The organism is Clostridium perfringens ATCC 13124, assembly GCF_000013285.1.
GTDB lineage: Bacteria > Bacillota > Clostridia > Clostridiales > Clostridiaceae > Sarcina > Sarcina perfringens.
In genome coordinates, this window is sequence record NC_008261.1 from 109,995 (window position 1) to 126,414 (window position 16,420).

Sequence of the window (16,420 nt, forward strand, 5' to 3'; positions counted from 1 at the left end):
TTGTAACTCTAGATATAATTACAGAATTTTGGGAGGAATTAAGGTATGGATTTCAGTTTAACACAGAAACAATTAGACGTACAAAGAGCAGTAAAAGAATTTGCAGAAAGGGAATTAAAACCATTTGCTATTGAAAATGATGAAAATAGTACATTCCCAATAGAAGCTTATAAAAAGTTAGGTGAATTAGGTGTCATAGGACTTCCATATTCAACTGAATACGGCGGAACAGGTGGAGATTATCTTTCATATGTCTTAGCTATAGAAGAAATTTCAAAGGTTGATGCATCTATGGGGATAGCAGTATCAGTAACTACTTCATTATGTGCTGGTGGAATTAGTAATGCATCAGAAGAGCTTAAGAAAAAATATCTACCAGATATACTTTCAGGTAAAAAGCTTGGATCTTTTGGATTAACTGAACCTAATGCTGGCTCAGATGCTGGTGGAGTTATTACTGTAGCTGAGAAAAAAGGAGATAATTATATATTAAATGGGGCTAAATGCTTCATAACAAATGCACCTTTATCAGGAACATTTATAGTTTTTGCTCTAACAGATAGAACAAAGGGACCTAAAGGATTATCAGCATTTATTGTAGAAAAAGATTTCCCAGGAATATCAATAGGAAAAATAGAAGATAAATGTGGTATTAAATCAGCACAGGTTTCAGAAGTTCTATTTAATGACTGTGTTGTACCAGCTAGCAATTTAGTTGGTAAAGAAGATGATGGATTCAAAATAGCTATGAAAACTCTAGATGGAGGAAGAATTGGGGTTGCTGCCCAAGGCTTAGGAATAGCAGAAGGAGCTTTTGAAATAGCTAAAGAATACATGAAGGAAAGAAAACAATTTGGTAAACCTTTATTTAAACAACAATATTTAGCTTTCAAAATGGCTGAATTAGCAGTTGAAATTGAACAAGCTAAGTATATGTTATATAAGGCAGCAATGGACAAACAAGAAGGAAAACCTTATTCAGTATCAGCTGCTAAGGCTAAACTAGTTTGTACAGATGCAGCAATGCATGTTACTACTGAAGCTATTCAAATGCTTGGTGGTAATGGATATATGAGAGAGTACCAATTAGAAAGAATGATGAGAGATGCTAAGATCACTCAAATTTATGAAGGTACAAATGAAATTCAAAAATTAATAATAAGTGGAAGCTTATTTAGATAAGGAAATAAACTTACATTATCTGCAGTTTTAATTAACTGTAATTAAAAAATACACAACTATAATAACTAAAAGTTAAAAATCAATTCATTTTATATAGTAAAATATATATTAATACTTAGGAATTTTAGTAAGCTTTAATTAACCCTTAAAGAACTTTATTTAAATTCCAAATTAAAACCTTAGGTTTGTAATTTTAAAATAACTAAAAACAACTAATAACAACTAACAACAAAAATAAACAACAACTAATTAATAAATAAATCATCCCTATTACCCAAGGGGTGATTTTTTTATGGTTTAAAACTTAAGTTTTAGGAAAAATAAAAATTTGTCTTATATAAGCAAAAAACTCTATGCCTTATAGCATAGAGTTTTAGAAATTTTTAAAGGGTAGTGAGTTATGTTAAATTTTATGGTTTGATGTATAGATATCCTTCTGATTGCTTTTCAGCAAGTTCAATAATTCCAGCAGGAACTACCTTACAAAAAGAGAACAATTCATCTTTAGATATATTGAACTTATTAAGTGAGTTATTACATACTGCAAAAACTACTCCTTGTTCAGCCGGTTCAATAATTTTATCTATTAGATGAGTATTTCTAGCTATCAATTCTCTTAACTGAAATACAGCCATAGAGTTTGCTAACACTTCTAATTCATATTTTCTATTGGTCTCCTTAGCATTGTTTAATACATTTTTTAAGTTTTCTAAAACCATAGGCCATTTATTAGGCTCATCAATATGAAATATAATTTTCAACTTAACCACTTCCAAACTTAGATTAATTTCTAAGGTATTATATAAATATTAAATAAGATTTTAAAGTTGCTGATGTTATTTCTTTGTTCTATAACCACTTACAGAAGTGGACTACTTCTTAGTAAATAGATTGTTTTGTTTAAATTTACTAAGCGAATTTTTAACAGTACTCTGAACAAAATTTCTAACATCAACAACCTTGTCTTTAATATATTACTTTAAAAATAAATAATCAAATAAGGTAAAAATAAGATTTTTAAAATAATAGATTTATTTTGATAATATTTAGGTTTATTACAATTTTATAATCATAGTTTTTAATAATTTGTATTTAAAACTTAAATATGTGTATTTTTGTAATGATTAGAATATAAAAGAAGTTAGATTGTGAGAGGATAGGACTTTTTGAATACGTTTGCTGTAAAAGTTTCAAAAGTCCTATGTTTTTGTGAAAATGTTTGCGAATAAGTTATGATTGTCCGATATCATATCAATAAACTTCAATGTAATAGTTTGCAGTTAAGTTTATAATAGCATCATAACATTTAGTAAATGATTTTATTGAGGAGATGATTTTATGAGAAAGGCTTTTATATGCCCAACAAAATATGTTCAAGGAGAAAATGAATTACTTAATTTAGGTTACTTTGTAGAGACTTACGGAAAGTCAGCACTTTTAATAGCTCATCCAGAAGATATAAAGAGAGTTAAAGATAAATTAGATGCAACAGCAAAGAAATTTAACATTGAATTTGTAGAAGGCGGATTTAAAGGTGAATGTTCACGTCAAGAAGTTAAAAGACTTCAAGATCTTGCAAAGGAAATGAAATGTGATTGTACAGTAGGTCTTGGTGGAGGAAAAGCTTTAGACACAGCTAAATGTGTTGCTGAAGGTGAAAAACTTATAGTAGTACCAACAATAGCAGCTACAGATGCTCCAACTAGTCACTCAGCAGTTTTATATACAGAAGATGGATCATTTGATGATTATGCATACTTTAAAGCAAGCCCAAGTGTTGTTTTAGTAGACACAGAGGTAATAGCAAAAGCTCCAACTCGTTTCTTAGTAGCAGGTATGGGAGATGCTTTATCAACTTACTTTGAAGCAAGAGCAACATCAAGTTCATTTACTAAAGTCAATGCGGGATTACCATGTGGGGTAAGAGAAGAAAAATGTAGACCAGCAATTGGAACAAATGCTTCATTAGCACTTGCTAAGCTTTGCTATGAAACATTATTAGAAGACGGAAAGAAAGCTAAAGATGCTTGTGATTGTAACTGTGTTACTAAATCTTTAGAAAATATAGTAGAAACAAACATATTATTATCAGGTTTAGGATTTGAGAGTGGTGGATTAGCTGCAGCTCATGCTATACATGATGGTTTAACAATATTAGAAGGAACACATGGATATTTCCATGGAGAAAAGGTTGCTTTTGGAACAATAGCTCAATTAGTTCTTGAAAATGCACCAAAAGAAGAATTATATGAAGTTTTAGATTTCTGTTTAGAAATAGGTCTTCCAGTATGTCTTGAAGATATAGGTGTAACAGAAGTTTCAGATGAAGAATTATTTGAAGTTGCAGAAAAAGCTTGTATACCAGAAGAGTCAATTTACTCAATGCCATTTGGAATAGAAGTTTCAGAAGTAGTATCAGCAATTAAATTAGCAGATAAGATAGGTAAAGACTACAAAAATAGAAAATAATTTTAATAGCAAGGGAGAGTTTAACATGAAGAAAATAATGAATTCAGCAGAAACACTAGTAAGAGAAATGTGTAACGGAATGGTTATGGCACACCCAGAGTTAGAATTTTTAAACAAGTATAAGGTTGTTAAAAAGAAAGATATTAATGAAGATAAGGTAACACTTATAAGTGGTGGTGGAAGTGGTCATGAACCAGCACATGCAGGGTTTATAGGAAAAGGTATGTTAGATGTAGCTGTATGTGGAGATGTATTTGCTTCACCTTCACAAATACAAATTTATCAAGCGATAAAAGCATCTAAGAGCAATAAAGGTACACTTCTTATAATCAAGAATTATAGTGGTGATATGATGAACTTTAAAAATGCAGCTCACCTTGCTACAGAAGATGGAATAAAAGTTGATTACATAAAGGTTGATGATGACATAGCTGTTGAAGATAGTCTTTATACTGTAGGCCGTAGAGGGGTTGCAGGGACTGTTTTAGTACATAAGATAGCAGGAGCAGCTGCTGAAAGAGGAAATAGCTTAGAAGAAGTTAAAAGAATAGCTGAGAAAGCTGCTAGCAGTGTAAAAAGTATAGGATTTGCTTTCACATCTTGTACTGTTCCAGCTAAAGGAACTCCAACATTTGAATTAGGTGAAGATGAAATGGAATATGGAGTTGGAATACATGGAGAGCCTGGAATTCGTAGAGAAAAAATAGCTACAGCAGATGAATTAGCTGAAAGAATGGTTAATCAACTTATAAATGAATTAGATTATAAAGATGAAGAATTAGTTGTACTTGTAAATGGATTTGGAGCTACTCCTCTTCAAGAGTTATATTTATTAAACAACTCAGTATTTAGAGAATTACATAAAAGAGGAATTAAGGTTTGTAAAAACTTCGTTGGCAACTATATGACAAGTATAGATATGGCTGGAGCTTCATTATCAATAATGAAACTTGATGATGAGTTAAAAGAGTTAATGAAAGATGAGTGTGATACTCCAGCATTTAAAGTTAGTAATCATATGGATATGAATGAATATGAAGAAGTAGTAATTGAAGAAAAAGAAATTCCAGTATCATATAAAGTTGAAACTTGTGAATCATTCAAAGAAATAAAGGACGAAAAGATTTCACTTGAGAATATGATTTACATATTAGATAAAATGAGTGAAGTAATAATTGATAATGAAGTACCTTTCTGTGAATTAGACTCTCATGCAGGTGATGGAGACTTTGGAATGAGTGTTGCCAAAGGATTTAGAATACTTAAAAGAGAGTGGAAAGATATATTAGAAATAGAAAACTTAAATATATCAGAGTTCTTAAATGCTTGTTCATTAGTTATAATGGAGCACTGTGGTGGAGCATCAGGTCCAATATGGGGATCAGCTTTCAGAGCAGCAAGTAAAAATGTTATAAACAAAGATGAATTAACAGTTAAAGATTTTGCAGCAATGATGCAAGAAGCAGTATTAGGAATTCAAAAAACTGGAGAGCGTTCATTTGGAAGAGGAGCTGTAGTTGGTGATAAAACATTAATAGATGCTTTAGTACCTTGTGCAGATTCTTGGACAAACAGTGCTGAAGAAGGATTAAGTTTCAAAGAAGCATTTAAAAATGGTGCAGAAGCAGCAGTTTTAGGAGCTAAGAAAACAGAAGAAATAGTAGCTCGTATGGGTAGAGCTGGTACAGTAGGTGAAAGAAGTATTGGTTATCCAGATGCAGGAGCATATGGTTTAGGTGTAATCTTCACTGAAATATCAAATGATATTAAATAAATTAAGATATGTTATATAGTTAAATAATTCAAACAGTTTTATAGAGTAAAAGAATGTATTAAAGGATTAAGCTTGTTATGATAAGCATCTCACATTTGCCTTTAATACAATCTTTTTTTTATTTTCTTATTAAGGTAGGTAAGATAAATCTCATAATTTTTATTAAAAATAAATTTATTAGATAATTTATTTTTAATATATATTTTTAAATAAAATTATGTAAAAAAATATTTATATTAAGTAATTTATTATTTAATAGGGTATTTTTAATATTTTATATATCAGGCTAATTAAGTACTTAATAAAAAAAATAATAAAAGGATATATAATATAGGTAAAATTATGAGAGGAGAATAGTGTATGGAACATGTAATAAAAAAGGGCGAAAATGCACAAGAGGTTAAATATAATAAATGGGCTATATTATTTTGTGTAGTTACTATGACCTTCATGTCTTGCATAGATGGTAGCATAGTAAATGTAGCTTTGCCTAAAATTTCATATGATTTAAATAAGCCTATATTAGATACTCAATGGATTGTAACTACTTATCTTATGGTTATATCAGCCTTAGTATTACTTTGTGGAAGAATTGGTGACATAAAGGGTAAATGTAAGGTTTTTAAAGTCGGCGTTTTAATTTTTACAATAGGTTCATTCTTTAGTGGGTTATCAAAGACATTGCCTCTTCTTATAGTGTCTAGAGCAATTCAAGGGGTTGGAGGCTCCTGTGCAATGGCAACTGGTATGGGAATAATAACAGCTTTCTTTAATGAAAAAGAGAGAGGAAAGGCAATGGGGTTATCAGCTAGTGCAGTAGCTATGGGAGTAATGGTTGGACCTGCATTAGGTGGTATTTTAGTCTCTATAAGATGGGATCTTATATTTTGGATTAATGTACCTATTGGAATAATTGCTTTTTTACTTTCAATGGTTTATCTTCCTAAGATGGAGACAAATTCAAAGGAAAAGATAGATATAAGAGGAACAATAGTATTTGCAATATTTATAGTATCAAGCATGTTATCTATAACAAAAGGGGAAGTTTTAGGTTATACAGATAAATATATAATGTTAGGATTTATAGTATCTATAGTTTCTTTTACAGTATTTATATATTTGCAAAAGACAGTGGAATCACCAGTTTTAGATTTAAATTTATTTAAGACTAAACTATTTTCTCTAAGTATAGTGTGTTCAGCACTTTCATTTTTAGCTATAAGCAGCATGAATATAATAATTCCACTTTATTTAGAACAAGCATTACAAATGAGTTCTTTACATGCAGGATTATTTTTAATGATTTACCCACTATGTCTATCAATAGTTGCTCCACTTAGTAGTTCTCTTTCTGATAGATTTAATGGAAGATTGATTTCATTAATAGGAATATCTTTATTAACAGTAGCTCTTTTCTTTATGGGAAGAATAAATATAAATAGTACTTTAATTTATTTAGGAACTTGCTGTGCTATTATGGGGGTTGGCAATGGAATATTTAAATCAACAAACAACGCTCTTGTTATGGAAAAAGTGCCTAAGCATAGACTAGGTATTGCAGGAAGTGTTAACTCATTAGTTTCAAATTTAGCTATGGCCTATGGGTTTACATTTGCAACAACAATCTTATATGGAAGAATGAGTTATAGACTAGGGTATAAGGTCACAAATTATATACCAGGCCATGAAGAGGCATTTTTATATGGATTAGATTGTGTATTTTTTTCAGCTACAATAATGTGTTTAATCGCATCAGTAGTAGCATTTATTAGATATAGAAGAAAAGATATATAGGTTAAATTAATATATACAGAAGGAATTTTTATAATATTATGTAGAAAAAGCTTTAATCTATTTTTTATTTTAATAATATAAAAAAATAATTAGTTTGTTTTATGTAATTTTATCCATAAAATAGTGATAAATTTTAAGTAGACAATGCTTAAATTGATAAAATAATAATTATTATAAAGAAGTGTTTATTTATCTTTCTAAGAGTGATATAATTAAATTGTAAACAATGTTAACAAAATGTTCATTAATTATGTTTGTTTTTAGGAGGGTTATAAAATGAGTAAAAAAGTAGAAGAATTAAAAAATGAAGTTATGGCTGATGTAGAAAAATCTTGCGTAGAAGACATAAAAGCTCATATGATTGATAAAATAGAAGAGGATGTAAAAGTTCTTGATGAAGATAGCAAAGCTTACAAAGAAGATGAAAAAGAAGCTGCTAAATTAGGAAAAGCTATCAATAAAGAATTAGATAGAGAAATAAAAGAAGAAGCTGAAAATGCTAAAGAATTTGCTAAAGAATTAAAAGCTGATATAGAATCAAGAGAATAATATTTTAAATAATTAAATAAAATTTTCACATTACTTTTGATGTAAAAAGACTGTATGTAATATCCCGAAAGTGCATATAGTCTTTTTATTTTGCTTAATTTTAGTTTAATAAATAGTAATAAAAAAAGTATAATACAATAAAAATATTGCATTATACTCTTTTTTATTATTAAAAGGGTTATGTAATTAAGGAATATAAATTTGTTAGCTTTGATGCTAATTAATATTCAAAATTTATTTGAACATTAATTAATTTCAAATACTTAATAAATGTAATGGAAAGTTTAAATAAAAATATTTATTTAAACATTAATTAATCTTAAAGCTTAGAGTATAGTTTGAATTTTTATTTTAAATTTCAGGTGTAAGTAAATTAAAGCTTACACCTGAAGTTTATGCTAATCTAATTCAGAATTAGCTATATGACCTTTTAAAATTTCGGCTGATTTTATTAGGTTTTCTTTTTCTTCATTTGATATAGGGACATCTAGAATTTGTCTAGCTCCACTTCTATCAACTATAGTAGGCATTGCTAAATAAACATTATCAATTCCGTATTGGCCTTCAAATAGAGAAGAAACAGTTAAAATAGCATTTTCATCACGAAGGATTGCTTCAACTATTCTTGTAACGGCAAGAGCTACAGCATAGTTTGTATATCCTTTACTATTTATTATTTCATAAGCTGCATTTTTAACTTTTTCAGGAAGTTCCTTTTTAAAGGAGCCATCGCAGTTAGCGCAAACTGTTTTACAATATTCTTCAACATTTGCTCCAGCGATATTAGTTAAGCTCCAAGCTGTTATTTCTGAGTCTCCATGTTCTCCAATTATATATGTGTGAACATTTCTAGCGTCTATATCAAAATGTTCTGAAAGCATATATTTTAATCTTGAAGTATCTAAGACAGTTCCAGATCCAATAACACGTTCTTTAGGGAATCCAGAAAGCTTGTAAGTTATATAAGTTAAAATATCAACTGGGTTTGATACTACTAAAAGTATTGAGTTTGGGCTATATTTAACAACCTCAGGTACTATACTTTGGAAGATCTTTAAGTTTTTATTTATAATATCTAATCTTGTTTCGCCTGGCTTTGGACCAACTCCAGCAGTTATTATAACTATGTCAGAGTCTTTTGTATCTGCATAGTCTCCTGATTTTATATCAACAGATTTAACAAATGCCGCACCTTGTGCTAGGTCCATAGCTTCAGCATGTGCCTTATCCTTATTTATATCAACAATTACTATTTCGGATGCTAATCCATCTTGCATTAATGCGAAGGCTGTTGTTGAACCAACGAATCCTGCACCTATTATTGAGATTTTATTAGTTTTTTCTCTTATCATATATATCATCTCCTAAACTAATTCCTAGTTAATTACTCTGAATTATAAGTTAATTATATAACAAATAATTATTATTATCAAGTAGTTTTTCTATTATTTTCTATGTTTAGAGTATTTAAGTAGGTATTTATTCTTATAATCTAAAAATCTTTATAAAAATATTCTTTCTAAATAGAAGGATATTTATACTTGTAAGAGAATATAAGTATTGAAGAAAATATATTTAAGAGTGTAAAGATTTGATAATTAATAAGTAATAAATTTGTGGGCTTTAGGATAAAGAAAAATATCTTTAAAAACTTAAATATATTTTATTAGAAATATTATTTATAGGGAAAGAAGAGTTAAATTAAAAAAGAAAATGGGGCTTAAAGTTTTTTATTTAACTCTTATAAGAATTAAGAGGTTGTATCAAAATAATTTATAATATAAAGCTTAAAATTAGTAATTTAATTTATTAATTTTTTTAAAAAATAAGTTTTATATTAAAGTTTTGATGCAACTTCTTAGTTTAAATAAATATTTAAGTGAAAATATATAATTATAAAGTGATATTTTGGGAAAAATAGTATATAATTGAATAGTAATAAAGAGAAATATTATTATTTTAAAGGGGTGAGCATCTTTGATAAAAATAAAAAAAAATATCAATAAAGATGCCGAAAAAAAATATGAATATAGATTTTATAGGTACTTGGGCTTAGTTTTAATTATTCTTTTTTCCTGTATAGTTACTGTAAGTAATTTAATAAATCCAGGAGAAACGAAGAAATTAATTTCAGAGCTAGTTAGAAAGGGCTATAGTGATTTTTTTCAGTATGAATTACAAAATAGTGATAAATCACTTCAAGAGATATATGATTCATATTCAAAGAATGAAAATATAGAAGTTTATAAGCTCATGGCCTTAAATACTATATATTTTGGTGGAGATAGAAATAGGTATTTAGAGCCCTATATAAGACCCTACATAGATAAGTATAATTTATCACAAAATGATAGATTGAAATTATATGAAGATGTAAATAAAGAAATAAAAAATATTGAAAATAAGTATATCTTTAAGTTAATTGTTAAGAGATTTTCACCATACATACTTGCTATTGCTTTTGTAACTTTAATAATGGGAAGTGCTTCATTTATTAGAAAGAGAAATAATGTTGAAAGAATTATAATTAATATTTTAATATTTTTAGCTGGAATATATATATGCTATTTATCTAGTATAAGTGTGAAGCATGGAATATGGATTAATTTAGCTATTATGCTGGCTCTAGCAGAGTTTATTATAGAAAATAAAACTAAGTTATTAGAATATATTGGAGGATCTATTATACTAATTATTTTAGTTTTAAGTATATTAGGTAAATTTGAGTATAAATCAAATGAATTAGATAAATATGATGTAAATAAATTAGTTTTAGTAAATAATTTTCAAGGAGCTAATTTTGCTAATGAAGAGCACGATATTCAAAGAAGTGGACGAGCTTTATATTCTGAAATCAAAAAAGAGAATATGATATTAATAGATAATTCTAATGAAAATATAAATAATTTAATTGAAAATAAAGAGAAAATCATATTTAATAATAAAGAAAATAATAAACCTGTATTTTATATGTGTTTATATAATAATATTCCAGTATATAGATTAGCCTTAGTTAAGGAGGGCCAAATAGTAAAGATATATGAGGGAGTATTAAATCCTTATATGAGAAGTACACTTATGAAGTTAGAAAGAGGAAAAGGGCATAAGAAAAACAAAGTATGCAATATAGAGATGCTTAAAACAATAAATTAAGCTTTAAATTTTATGTGAATTAACATTAAAAAAATCATAATGATATATTAAGAGGAATATTTATATACTAAGGACAAATTTAATTAGATTTAGTTCTTAGTATATTTTTTTAGGCAGAATGTTGTTTTATGGAGTGATTTCAGTGGAGTACAAAAAAGAGCAATTCAATGAAAAGGTTTTAACTAATCATATTACTAAGGAACAATGGATTGATATTTTGAAAAATAGTAATTTAATTGGATTAAGAGATATGAAAATATTGCTTAATTTATATGGTAGCAATGGACAGCCCCTTAAGACTTCTTTAATAGGAGAGCATTTAGAATTTGGAGATATTAGTACTAGAATTCAAAAGATGTGTAAAAGAATAGAAGAAGAATTAGGAATAGGTTTAGATGAAAAAAGCGAAATAGGAAGTTGGAAATATAAATTTAGACATTGGTTTATTATGCTAAATGGATCAAAGATATATGATGAGAAGGAAGAAAAAAATTATTTCACTTGGACATTAAAAAAGGAACTTAAAGAAGCTATAGATTCTTTATTAGGAAAAGAATAGTATGACTTAAAGAAGTATTGTATAAAATAAGATAATAAAACTTATGCTTATTAATAAAGCAAGTTGTTTAAAAGATTAGTGTTTTATTATTTGTTTTTTTATACAATACTTTTTTTAAAATTATAAATGCAATTTGAAGAGTTTGACAGTAAGAGCCTTATGAGGTTAATATCTTATTAGCTTAACATAAGAAAGGAGGGAGATAGTATGAATAGAAAAGAGATAAAAAGTATTGCTAAATCTAAGTTAAAGGGAAGATGGTTTAATATTGTCTTATTAACTTTAATCATAGCAATAATTGAATTTGGAGCAAGTGAGATTATTGGAAGAACTGAAGGAATAACTTCTAATATTTTAAACATAGCTAATAACTTTTTATTAATGCCAGCTATAACGGCTTCAGGGATTATATACACAATTAAATTTGTTAAGAGTAATGAAGTAGTAGCTTTAAGTTATGCTATTCCAAGTGTTAAAACTTGGGGAAGATTTATAATGAGTATGATAGTTACTATGATCTTTAGTATTCCTATACTTTTAGTTGTGTTTTTAGGAAATATATTTTTAGTGTTATCTATAACATCATTACATAGTGCAATGCTTAATGGCCAAATATCTATGAATCCTATGATAGGAATTTGGGGAGTAATATTTTTAATAGTTATATTAGTATTAATTTTAGCTGCTGTAGTAGGAATTTTATTATTCCCATTACCATATTTAATGGCTGAAGATACCTGTGGAATATGGGAAGCTGTTAAAAGAAGCTTTAAAATAATGAATGGTCATAAATGGGAATTATTTATTATGGGACTTAGCTTCTTAGGATGGTTAATATTATCAGCATTAACTCTTGGAATAGGATTATTATGGCTTCTACCATATATCCAAGTTACCTTAAGAATATATTATCTTTCAATTACAGGAAGAGAAAGTGAAATAAATTAAAGTTAGGACTGTATCCTCAATGGGTACAGTCATTTTTTTGAGTTTACAGAATTGACATAAATTTGATATGATGTTAATCTTTTATTAAAAATAGAAGGAAGTGATTATTTTATGACCAGAAAAGAAATAAAAAGTTTATCACAAGATAAGCTAAGAGGAAGATGGACAAACTTTCTTTTACTTGTATTAATAGTTTTAGGAGTACAAGGACTAGTTACGTATTTCATATCGAATGTAGAAAGTATAGGGCTAAGTTCAATTTTGAATTTAGGAAATAGCTTTTTATTAGGACCTTTTCTTGAATCTTTACTTGTAGTTTTTGTAATTAAATTAGTTGATAGAGATGATAAGGTTGGATTAAAAGAATCTATTCCTTCATGTAAAGTATGGAGAAATTTTATTAAGAAGTTCCTTGCTTTAATATTATTTGAGCTTCCAATATCACTTATAGCATCAATAATTGCTGTGGTATCATTTATTAGTATAATATCAAATCATTTTTATGAGTATTTATTTATGGCTTCTATGAATTATGAAGATATATTAAGTCAATATATAGGTATCTTTATTATAATAATATTAATAGTAGCTACTTATAATATTATAGTTTCATTATTCTTTTTCCCTGTTAAATATATTATAGTTGAAGAGCCAGAACTTGGTATATGGGAAGCTGTAGGAAAGGCTTTTAAAATGATGAAAGGTCATAAATGGGAGCTTTTCGTATTAATTTTAAGTTTTATAGGATGGGCAATACTAGCTGTTTTACCTATAGTATTAGGAAGTATAATTATTGTTTTAATGAACTTAAGTGTATATATATTACCTATTTTCTCTATAGGACTAATATGGTTTTTTGTATATAGAGATACTATATACAGAGTTTATTATCTTTCAATTTCAGAAAGAGCATTAGAAATAGGAAAAGATGAGTTAAATCAGGATATTGAAGTTGAAGAAGAGGACTTCGAATTTAGAGATTAGTTTAAATGCCTAAGAAATACAATTAAATGTGTTTCTTAGGCATTTTTATTTTAGAAAAATATATTACTATTTAATTTTTTAGTGTAATGAATTTACTAATAGGAATTATTTTAACTTAATACTAATTAAAAATATTTACTTAAGGGGTTCCATTACTCTGTCTAAGATATTATTAATTTCTGCAATTGATGTACCAAAGTTTGTTATAGGAACTAAGGCGTAATCACATATTCCTATTCTATTCATTATTTCAGCTTTGTTAAACATGCATCCTCCACAATGAATTACAAGGGAATATTCATTAAGATTCTTAGGAAAGTCCTTACCAGAGCAATTATGAACTATTATTCCAGGACAAGTTTCTTCTAACCAAGTAGGTAGTTTTTCTCTTGCTATATCACCTTTTAATTGATGGTGAGTACAAGCTTCTGCTATTAAAACTTTATCACCTGCTTTAAGATTCTTTATTGCTTTGGCTCCTGAATAGAACTTATCTAAATCACCCTTGTATCTAGCCATAAGTATTGAGAAGGAAGTAAGAGGAACACTTCTATCTAATTTTGCATTAACTTGTTTAAATACTTGAGAGTCAGTTATTACTAAGTCAGGCTTACCGTTAAAGATTTTTAATCCTTCATCTAATTTATCTAATGTAACCATAGTTGGTATTCCACCATAATCTAATATATCTCTTAATACTTGAACTTGAGGAAGTATAAGTCTTCCTTTAGGAGCTTGTATATCTTGAGGAGCTACTAAAAGAATTTTATCTCCAGCTTTGATTTTATCACCTATTATTGGGCTTTCAGTTATTGAAGAGGGTGATACATTGACAAGTTCTTTTTTTAATTCATTTATGTTTAAATTATTTTTTGCACTTATGGCAACACAAGGTATTCCTAATAATTCACCAATTTCTTTTAAAGAATTATTTAAATTACTATCAACAAAGCAATCTTTATTAGATAAAGTTGTTTTATCAATATCCTTTAAATCAATTTTAGACTCAATTAGGTTATTAGGAACTAAATCACACTTGTTAATAACTAGTATAGCTGGTTTCTTAGCCTTTTTTAATTTATTAAGCCATAATATTTCCTTAGAAAGCATGTCTTTAAATTCTATATTTGATTTTATTGCCTCTAGTATTTCAGAAAGGGAAAGGGTTATAAGAGCTACATCAGTCTTTCCTACAACCTCTTCAGTTTTTTCAACTCTAAGCTTACCTATTTCTCCTTCATCATCAAAACCAGCTGTATCAACGAAAACAACAGGTCCTAGTGGTAAAAGTTCCATTGCCTTATAAACAGGGTCAGTTGTTGTTCCCTTAAAGTCTGATACTAGAGAAATGTTTTGCCCTGTTAGGGCATTTATTATGCTAGATTTCCCAGAGTTTGTTTTACCAAAAAGAGAAATATGAATTCTACTTCCTCTAGGAGTTTCATTAAAATTACTCATAAATTTTTCTACTATTGCAAGATGTAAATAGTAGAATTGCACCTCCTTGCATTAATTCTTGTGTGAAAATATTTTCAACTGTGAATAAACCTGTGGATAACTTTTTTAATGAATTTTTACTTTCAAATTCTAGTTAAATAATGAAAATAAGCCTTGAAAAAAGTAAAAAAATTACAGTTGGAAATGGCTTAATATAGCCATTTACAGGAGTTTTTATCTTTTGAAAAAATTACTTTTTTAAATAGTAAACTTTATTAAAAGATAATAGGAAAATAGTATAATTTTTTCATTTCTAAACAAGTTATCCACATAGGGGTGTGGATAACTTTAAGGTTATTCACAATATATAGTTGTGTCATATTTAAATACATACTAAATATTGATAAGGAAAAAAATGTGATTAAATATATTGAAAATTTTTGATATAAAAACTATGAATAAAAATTTGTATATAAGTAATAAAAATACAATATTTAGTACAAATAAAGCTTTGTTTCTTTAAATTTAATTTAAAATAAGCTTAATATATAGAAATTTTAGCTTAAAAACAGTATGAAATAATAAAAGAATAATTAATATTTTACTAAAAGCTATTATAAAATCTGTGATTTGGTATATGTTTTTAGTAAATAAAATTATAAAAATTATTCAAGAATAATTATATAATTTTGAGTATGAGATTAGAAGGGTATTTTAATCAAATAATATAAAACTAAAAAAGGACAACTCTTAAGGAAAGAAGTTGTCCATAATAATCAAATTATTAATTTTAGTGATGAGGCACTAAAACTACCTCACTACAATCTTCGAAGTTTAAAGAATTTTCATCTATATCTTTTATAGTTAATAAGAAATCATTAGCATTTATTTTTAATAGTGGATAATCTCCAATATTGTTTTTTGTATCATTACATCTATAGCCTTCATTTTGAAGGTGAGTTATAACTGCATATTTTAAAGACTCCATAGAAGAAAAACCTTTCTCTAAAGTTAAAACTATCTTGTGTATATTACAACAAGTTCTTCTTTCTAATGAATTTTGATCTACTGCCATAAAAAAACCTCCCTCACAATAAGTTAAACTCTCAAATCATTCCTAATATTTACATAATATTTAATTATATTTTACAACCTTTACATTTAATAGTCAAATTTTTAACAATGTATTTTAAGGTGTATTATTATGAAAATATTTAGGAATAGGTTGAAAAAATAAGAAAACAAGAGAAATTTAAAGAAAAAATAATTTTCATTAAACTTTTTAAATTAACAATATGAATATGATAAAGAATGATATGCACAACATTGTAGATAATATAACAGTGTTGTTTATGAGTTCTTCATATTCTGGACAATGTTTACCTGAAAAAATAGGTAAGGAAAATGGTAGTGGAAGTATTAAAAATGTAAAATGTGCATAATTAAAAATTTTATCTCCAACTATTAGCTTGTCTATTATGAAGAATTTAATTAAATAACCAACTCCAAGTATTATCATTCTAGTTACTACAAATTTAATACTTTTTTTAATATATTCCTTATTGAACCTT

14 protein-coding genes are annotated in these 16,420 nt (G+C 27.3%); 10 read left to right on the forward strand and 4 right to left on the reverse strand.

The genetic code is table 11. The features are described from left to right. The first annotated feature begins 45 nt into the window (after positions 1–45). Positions 46–1,182, forward strand: a complete 1,137-nt coding sequence (locus tag CPF_RS00505; RefSeq protein ID WP_011590053.1) for an acyl-CoA dehydrogenase family protein — start codon at positions 46–48, stop codon at positions 1,180–1,182. Positions 1,183–1,592: 410 nt separating this feature from the next. Here CPF_RS00505 and CPF_RS00510 read toward each other — a convergent pair whose 3' ends face one another. Further along, entirely contained in the window at positions 1,593–1,943 is a 351-nt protein-coding gene (locus CPF_RS00510; RefSeq protein WP_003459957.1) for a DsrE family protein, read from the reverse strand. A gap of 577 nt (positions 1,944–2,520) precedes the next feature. Between CPF_RS00510 and CPF_RS00515 the strand changes: the two genes are divergently transcribed. From CPF_RS00515 to CPF_RS00530, 4 genes are all read left to right on the forward strand, one after another. Then, complete coding sequence (locus CPF_RS00515; RefSeq protein ID WP_003448555.1) at positions 2,521–3,651, forward strand: glycerol dehydrogenase; 1,131 nt, start codon at positions 2,521–2,523, stop codon at positions 3,649–3,651. Between the two features lie 25 nt (positions 3,652–3,676). After that, a complete protein-coding gene (gene dhaK, locus CPF_RS14705) occupies positions 3,677–5,425 on the forward strand; it encodes a dihydroxyacetone kinase subunit DhaK (protein ID WP_011590054.1) in 1,749 nt (582 codons plus the stop codon). 360 nt (positions 5,426–5,785) lie between these two features. Continuing rightward, the gene (locus CPF_RS00525; RefSeq protein ID WP_011590055.1) at positions 5,786–7,219 is read left to right on the forward strand and encodes an MFS transporter; all 1,434 of its coding nucleotides are present in this window, start codon (positions 5,786–5,788) and stop codon (positions 7,217–7,219) included. A 276-nt stretch (positions 7,220–7,495) separates the two neighbouring features. Then, positions 7,496–7,768, forward strand: a complete 273-nt coding sequence (locus CPF_RS00530; protein WP_003448587.1) for a hypothetical protein — start codon at positions 7,496–7,498, stop codon at positions 7,766–7,768. A gap of 398 nt (positions 7,769–8,166) precedes the next feature. Here CPF_RS00530 and CPF_RS00535 read toward each other — a convergent pair whose 3' ends face one another. Then, complete coding sequence (locus CPF_RS00535) at positions 8,167–9,120, reverse strand: L-lactate dehydrogenase (RefSeq protein WP_003448546.1); 954 nt, start codon at positions 9,118–9,120, stop codon at positions 8,167–8,169. Between the two features lie 625 nt (positions 9,121–9,745). Here CPF_RS00535 and CPF_RS00540 point away from each other — a divergent pair. The 4 genes from CPF_RS00540 to CPF_RS00555 all read left to right on the forward strand — a co-directional run bounded on the left by CPF_RS00540 (position 9,746) and on the right by CPF_RS00555 (position 13,412). Further along, positions 9,746–10,921 carry a hypothetical protein gene (locus CPF_RS00540; protein WP_003459938.1) on the forward strand — a complete coding sequence of 392 codons (1,176 nt, stop codon included), beginning with the start codon at positions 9,746–9,748 and terminating at the stop codon, positions 10,919–10,921. Positions 10,922–11,063: 142 nt separating this feature from the next. Continuing rightward, positions 11,064–11,480, forward strand: a complete 417-nt coding sequence (locus tag CPF_RS00545; protein ID WP_003459948.1) for a hypothetical protein — start codon at positions 11,064–11,066, stop codon at positions 11,478–11,480. 207 nt (positions 11,481–11,687) lie between these two features. Next, on the forward strand, positions 11,688–12,428 hold the full coding sequence (locus CPF_RS00550) for a DUF975 family protein (RefSeq protein WP_011590057.1): 741 nt from the start codon (positions 11,688–11,690) through the stop codon (positions 12,426–12,428). A 111-nt stretch (positions 12,429–12,539) separates the two neighbouring features. After that, positions 12,540–13,412, forward strand: coding sequence for a DUF975 family protein (locus CPF_RS00555; protein ID WP_003479507.1), 873 nt, complete (start codon positions 12,540–12,542; stop codon positions 13,410–13,412). A 135-nt stretch (positions 13,413–13,547) separates the two neighbouring features. Here the strand turns inward: CPF_RS00555 and CPF_RS00560 are convergent, their stop codons facing one another. Together CPF_RS00560 and CPF_RS00565 are read right to left on the reverse strand one after the other, a co-directional pair. Then, positions 13,548–14,870 carry a GTP-binding protein gene (locus tag CPF_RS00560; protein WP_011590058.1) on the reverse strand — a complete coding sequence of 441 codons (1,323 nt, stop codon included), beginning with the start codon at positions 14,868–14,870 and terminating at the stop codon, positions 13,548–13,550. A 769-nt stretch (positions 14,871–15,639) separates the two neighbouring features. Further along, a complete protein-coding gene (locus CPF_RS00565; protein ID WP_003448604.1) occupies positions 15,640–15,924 on the reverse strand; it encodes a hypothetical protein in 285 nt (94 codons plus the stop codon). Positions 15,925–16,150: 226 nt separating this feature from the next. On the opposite strand from CPF_RS00565, the gene CPF_RS14910 reads away from it, so the two are divergent. After that, positions 16,151–16,291: a hypothetical protein gene (locus tag CPF_RS14910; protein ID WP_162467387.1), complete on the forward strand. Its 141-nt coding sequence runs from the start codon at positions 16,151–16,153 to the stop codon at positions 16,289–16,291. The last annotated feature ends 129 nt before the right edge of the window (positions 16,292–16,420 follow it).

Excerpts from the sequence above, each read along its gene's own strand:
- CPF_RS00505 (WP_011590053.1), top strand. The coding sequence starts at position 46 with ATGGATTTCAGTTTAACACAGAAACAATTAGACGTACAAAGAGCAGTA.
- CPF_RS00515 (WP_003448555.1), top strand. The coding sequence starts at position 2,521 with ATGAGAAAGGCTTTTATATGCCCAACAAAATATGTTCAAGGAGAAAAT.
- dhaK (WP_011590054.1), top strand. The coding sequence starts at position 3,677 with ATGAAGAAAATAATGAATTCAGCAGAAACACTAGTAAGAGAAATGTGT.
- CPF_RS00525 (WP_011590055.1), top strand. The coding sequence starts at position 5,786 with ATGGAACATGTAATAAAAAAGGGCGAAAATGCACAAGAGGTTAAATAT.
- CPF_RS00530 (WP_003448587.1), top strand. The coding sequence starts at position 7,496 with ATGAGTAAAAAAGTAGAAGAATTAAAAAATGAAGTTATGGCTGATGTA.
- CPF_RS00535 (WP_003448546.1), bottom strand. The coding sequence starts at position 9,120 with ATGATAAGAGAAAAAACTAATAAAATCTCAATAATAGGTGCAGGATTC.
- CPF_RS00550 (WP_011590057.1), top strand. The coding sequence starts at position 11,688 with ATGAATAGAAAAGAGATAAAAAGTATTGCTAAATCTAAGTTAAAGGGA.
- CPF_RS00555 (WP_003479507.1), top strand. The coding sequence starts at position 12,540 with ATGACCAGAAAAGAAATAAAAAGTTTATCACAAGATAAGCTAAGAGGA.
- CPF_RS00560 (WP_011590058.1), bottom strand. The coding sequence starts at position 14,870 with ATGAGTAATTTTAATGAAACTCCTAGAGGAAGTAGAATTCATATTTCT.
- CPF_RS00565 (WP_003448604.1), bottom strand. The coding sequence starts at position 15,924 with ATGGCAGTAGATCAAAATTCATTAGAAAGAAGAACTTGTTGTAATATA.
- CPF_RS14910 (WP_162467387.1), top strand. The coding sequence starts at position 16,151 with ATGATAAAGAATGATATGCACAACATTGTAGATAATATAACAGTGTTG.